The 4,532-nt window shown below is 77.4% G+C and carries 5 protein-coding genes; 3 read left to right on the top strand and 2 right to left on the bottom strand.

From position 1 onward, the window contains the following. Positions 1-74: 74 nt before the first annotated feature. From AB0L40_RS26780 to AB0L40_RS26770, 3 genes are all read left to right on the top strand, one after another. Positions 75-692: a hypothetical protein gene (locus tag AB0L40_RS26780; RefSeq protein ID WP_364361698.1), complete on the top strand. Its 618-nt coding sequence runs from the start codon at positions 75-77 to the stop codon at positions 690-692. Beyond that, positions 692-1,966 (top strand): MCE family protein, encoded by a 1,275-nt coding sequence (locus AB0L40_RS26775; protein WP_364361696.1) that lies wholly within the window; start codon positions 692-694, stop codon positions 1,964-1,966. Before AB0L40_RS26780 ends, AB0L40_RS26775 begins: the two co-directional genes overlap by 1 nt. 142 nt (positions 1,967-2,108) lie before the next feature. Further along, positions 2,109-3,500 carry an MlaD family protein gene (locus AB0L40_RS26770; RefSeq protein ID WP_364361694.1) on the top strand — a complete coding sequence of 464 codons (1,392 nt, stop codon included), beginning with the start codon at positions 2,109-2,111 and terminating at the stop codon, positions 3,498-3,500. Between the two features lie 150 nt (positions 3,501-3,650). Here the strand turns inward: AB0L40_RS26770 and AB0L40_RS26765 are convergent, their stop codons facing one another. Next, positions 3,651-4,052, bottom strand: coding sequence for a PAS domain-containing protein (locus tag AB0L40_RS26765; RefSeq protein ID WP_364361692.1), 402 nt, complete (start codon positions 4,050-4,052; stop codon positions 3,651-3,653). 91 nt (positions 4,053-4,143) lie between these two features. Continuing rightward, positions 4,144-4,398 carry a hypothetical protein gene (locus AB0L40_RS26760; protein ID WP_364361690.1) on the bottom strand — a complete coding sequence of 85 codons (255 nt, stop codon included), beginning with the start codon at positions 4,396-4,398 and terminating at the stop codon, positions 4,144-4,146. Positions 4,399-4,532: the final 134 nt, after the last annotated feature.

The following is a 4,532-nucleotide window of genomic DNA, read 5'->3' as shown; positions in this document are numbered from 1 at the left end:
ACCCCGATCCTGCCGGCATCAAGATCGCCGTCAATCTGGCCGAACGAGCCGATGTTCGGCTAGATGCTCGTCTGATGACACCTGAGGCGCTCCTGATCTCCGCCCCGGCCGAGCTGCCCGCGCTCGTGCGCGCCGCCCGGCCGCTGGTCCGCGAGCTGCTCCCGGCGGCCGAGGACGGCGCCGCGACGCTGGAGCAGGCCACGCCCCTGCTGCAGTGCCTGCGCGACAAGCTCGTCCCCGCGTTCGGGCGCCGGATCGACGACGGCACCCTGACCACCGGCACCACCGTCCTGCAGGAGCTGATGTCGCTGTCCACGGGGCTGGCGTCCTCCGGCGCGACGTTCGACGCCAACGGGTGGCTCGTGCGGCTGGCGGTGACGCTCGGGCCGCGCTCGCTGACGACCGGGTCTGCCTCCGGCATCGGGCCGTTCTCGGCGTCCACCGCGGGGATCGAGGGGGCGCGGCCGGTCTGGTACGGCCGCGACGGCAAGCCGCCGTTCCTGCCGGACGCGCGGTGCGCGGACCAGCCGGTCCCGGACCTCCGCGCCGCGTCCCGTCCGGTGCCGACGACCCGCGCGGCCGGCACGCCGGCCGCGGCGACGCCGCCCACGGACGCCGCCGGCGTCGACCGCCTCCGCGCCCGCCTGCGCCGCTGGCTCGGCCCGCCCGACGCCGGGAAGGCGGGCCGCTGATGCGCGGCCTGAACCGCGAGAGCCTGCGCTGGATGGCCGTGATCTCGGCGTTCGTCGTCGTGGCGGTCGCCGTCGGCGGCTACCTCCTGTCCCAGCAGCGGCTGCGGCTGCCGTTCTCCGACCGCTACCGGATCGACGTCGCGTTCACGGCCGCCGACGCGCTGGCCCCGGACACCGGCCAGCCGGTCAGCGTCGCGGGCGTCCCCGTCGGCGAGGTCACCGGCGTGCGGCTGCGCTCCGGCCGCGCGATCGTGACCCTGTCGATCGACCCGAAGCGCCTGCCGCGGGTCCACGCCGACGCGCGCGCCACGCTGCTGCCGATCACGCCGCTGAAGAACATGGAGGTCGCGCTGGAGCCCGGCAGCCGCAGCGCCCCCGCGCTGCGCCCCGGCGCGACGATCGACGCGTCGCGGACGTCGACCACCCTGGACGTCGACCAGATCCTCGCGGCGCTGGACGTCGACTCGCGCGCCGCGCTGCAGCAGCTGATCGGGGCCGCGGAGCGCGGGCTCGACGGCCGAGGCGACGCGCTGGGCGAGGCGCTCGCCGACCTCGGGCCGACCGCCGGCCAGCTGCGGCGGATCACCGGGGCGCTCGGGGACCGCGACCGCACCGTCCGCGAGCTCGTCCACGACCTGGCGCAGGTCGGGTCGACCACCGCCGGCCAGGGCCCGGCGATCCGCCGCGCGCTCCGGTCGCTCGACGGCACGCTGAACACCGTCGGCGACGAGTCCGGGGCCCTGCGCGCGGGCCTGCGCGACCTGCCCGGCGCGCTCGCCGACGCCCGCCGGACGGCCGACCGCACCGCGACGCTGACGGCGCGCGCGGCCCGCACCGCGCGGACGCTGCGGCCCGCGATCCGCCGCCTGCCGACGCTCTCCGCCGACGCGAAGGACGTGTTCGGCACGGCCGGGCCCGTGCTGCGCCGCGAGGTGCGGCCGCTGGTCCGCCAGGCCACGCCGCTGGCCCGTGACGCCCGCCCCCCGGTGGCCCGCCTCCGTGCTCTGACGCCCCCGACCCGGCGCACCCTCGACGCGCTGGCCTACGGCTTCAACGAGCTCGTCGCCGACCCGGGCGACGGCCGCAAGGGCTTCCTCTACTGGGGCTCCTGGTTCTTCCACAACGCCAACTCGATGGTCTCGACCGGCGACGCCGTCGGCTCGGCGTGGCGCCTGCTCGCGATGGTCGACTGCGGCTCGCTGAACTCCGACGAGGCGCTCTCGTCCATCGTCTCGCCCCTGCTCGGGCCGCTGACCGGCGGGTGCCGGCCGTGAAGCGCGTCGGGGTGGACCGGGTGGTCGTCGGGCCGGCGTCGGCCGGGTCGGTGCGGGCCGTGTCGTGGCGGTCGGGCGCCGGCACTGCGCCGGCGTCGGCCGGGACGATGCGGGCCGGGGCGGGCGTCGCGTGCTGACCCGGATGCCCGACCGGCGGGTCCTGCTCGCCGTCGCGCTCGTCGTCCTCGGCGCCGTCGTGATCTTCGCCGCCGGGTGGATCCGGATCGGCGGCGGGGTGCCGCTGCGCGCCGCGCCGTACGAGGCCACCGTCCGGCTGCCCGACGCCAGCGGGCTGATCCGCGGCGCCGAGGTCCAGATCTCGGGGGTGCCGGTCGGGAAGGTGGGGAGCGTCCGCCCGACCGCGGCCGGTGGCGACGTCGTCCTGCGGATCGACGCGCGGTACGCCCCGCTGCCGGCCGACACCCGGGTGACGCTGCGGACCCGCACGGCGCTCGGCGAGCGCTTCGTCGGCCTGAGCCCCGGGACGCCCGGCGGCCGGACGATCCCCGACCGCGGCCGGATCCCGACCGCGCAGGTGGAGACCGTCCCGACCGTCGGCGACGTCCTCGGCACCCTCGACGCCCGCACGCGGAAGGCCGTCCGCCGCCTGACCGGCACGCTGCAGACCGCGCTGAAGGGCCGCGGCGCGGGCCTGGCGGACGCGCTCGGCGAGCTGCCCGACGCGAGCGCCCAGCTGGCCGCGATCACGACGCTGGTCGACGGCCGCCGCGACCGCGTCGCCTCGCTCGTGCGCAACGGCGACGCCGTGCTGGCGGCGGTCGTGCGCTCCCGCGACGACCTCGGCGGCCTGACCCGCGACGCCCGCGCCGTGGTCGACGAGACCGGAGCCCGGACCCGCGCGCTGTCGCGGACCGTCGACCTGCTGCCGGGGTTCATCGACCGCGCGACGGACACGCTCGTCCGCGCCGAGCGCCTGGCGACCACGTCGGCGCCCGTCGTCCGCCGCCTGACCGCGGCGGCCCCGTCGCTGCCCCGCGCCCAGGACGCGGCCGCCGAGCTGCTGCCCGAGGTCGCGGAGCTCCTGCACGTCGCCCGCCCGCAGATCCGCCGCGCCCGCCGGGTGCTGCCCGCCGCGGAGGACGTCCTGGCCCGCGCCGGCCGGACCCTGCCCCCGCTGCGCGAGGTCACCCGCCAGATCCCGCCGTTCTTCGGGCTGCTGTCGGCCTACCGGACCCAGCTGGTGTCCTGGGCGGCGAAGCTCGGCGCCCTGACCCAGCCGAGCCTGCCGGGCGCGGGCGGCCCCCAGCACTACGCCCGCCTGGCGGCGATCCTGCCGAACGAGCCCCTGCTCGGCAACGCCGCCCGTCAGCCCCACACCCGCACGAACGCCTACCCCGCGCCGGGCGCCTTCTCGGACCTGGAGGACAGCGTCCCCAAGTCCTTCGACTGCCGCGGCGCCGCGGGCCTGCCGACGTTCCCGCCGCTCGGAGCCACCGCGCCTTGCGTGCAGGCGCCGCCGTGGACGCTGGACGGCAACACCGCGTCGTACCAGCGGCTGCTGCCGCGGCCGTAGGGGCGGCACGACGGTCGCTGCGGCGGCCGGGGGGTGCTGCAGGTTCGTGCGGTGGGGCGGGCCGAACCCGCGGCGGCCGGGACGGACTACAGAAGGCTGATGCGGGTCGGTGTCGCGTGGCGACACCGACCCGCATCGGTCGCGGCGGGCTCAGCCGCGGCCGGGCGTCGTGTCGCGGATGACGGCCATGCCGCCGATCACGCGGGCGCCGTCGCGCAGCGGGACGAAGGTCGTCTCGTCGCCGCCCTGCCCGTCGAGGGCCTCGATCGTCGTCGTGATCGTCTCCCCGCGCAGGGTCGCCCGGTACGTCGGCTCGAGGACCTCCCACGCGGCCTCCGGCACGACCTCGCGCAGCGTCCGGCCGACGGTCTCGGCCGCCGTGGAGCCGTGGCGCTCGAGCAGCTTCCCCTCGACGACGATGCACCTGTCCTGCCGAGATCCACCAGGCGCCCAGTGCGGCGCCGGTCCGAGGCCAGCGGGCCCCCACGATGTCGTGTCGTCCCAGCATCGGTGTCTGCAGGCGCGCCATGACGCGCCGAGAGGGCACGCCATCGGGGCGGCGACCTCCTCGGTGGACTCCGCCCCGGTCGTCGTGGGGTGCCTCCGACGCGCGGTGCCGCCCGGCCCCCGACCGCGTGGGTCGTCAGCCCCGCCAGGCCCCGGGCTGCGCCCACCGCCGCCCGCGGTAGCGCCACCACGTCCCCGCCAGCCGGGCCGCCATCACCACGACGATCCCGCCCCAGACGCCCGCGATCCCGGCGCCCGCTTCGCGCAACACGAGCATCGCGGGGATCCCCAGGACGGCCGCGCCGACCATCGCGAGCGCGAGGAAGCGGGCGTCGCCGGCGCCGATCAGGATCCCGTCGAAGGCGAAGACCGCCGCCGCGAACGGCAGCATCAGGCAGAGCAGCGGCCACAGGTCGCCGGCCCGGTCGCGCCGACATCCTCAACGATCACCGCGAGCTCCTGAACACGATCTCCGAGGTCCTGATCCGTCGCGAGACCATCGAGCGCAGCGAGTTCCTCGCCCTG

This window comes from Patulibacter sp. NPDC049589, from assembly GCF_040675535.1.
Lineage (GTDB): Bacteria > Actinomycetota > Thermoleophilia > Solirubrobacterales > Solirubrobacteraceae > Patulibacter.
Note: the sequence above shows the minus strand (reverse complement) of the source record. Positions and strands in the feature narration are given on the sequence as shown.

Excerpts from the sequence above, each read along its gene's own strand:
- AB0L40_RS26780 (WP_364361698.1), top strand. The coding sequence starts at position 75 with ATGACACCTGAGGCGCTCCTGATCTCCGCCCCGGCCGAGCTGCCCGCG.
- AB0L40_RS26775 (WP_364361696.1), top strand. The coding sequence starts at position 692 with ATGCGCGGCCTGAACCGCGAGAGCCTGCGCTGGATGGCCGTGATCTCG.
- AB0L40_RS26770 (WP_364361694.1), top strand. The coding sequence starts at position 2,109 with ATGCCCGACCGGCGGGTCCTGCTCGCCGTCGCGCTCGTCGTCCTCGGC.
- AB0L40_RS26765 (WP_364361692.1), bottom strand. The coding sequence starts at position 4,052 with ATGGCGTGCCCTCTCGGCGCGTCATGGCGCGCCTGCAGACACCGATGC.
- AB0L40_RS26760 (WP_364361690.1), bottom strand. The coding sequence starts at position 4,398 with ATGCTGCCGTTCGCGGCGGCGGTCTTCGCCTTCGACGGGATCCTGATC.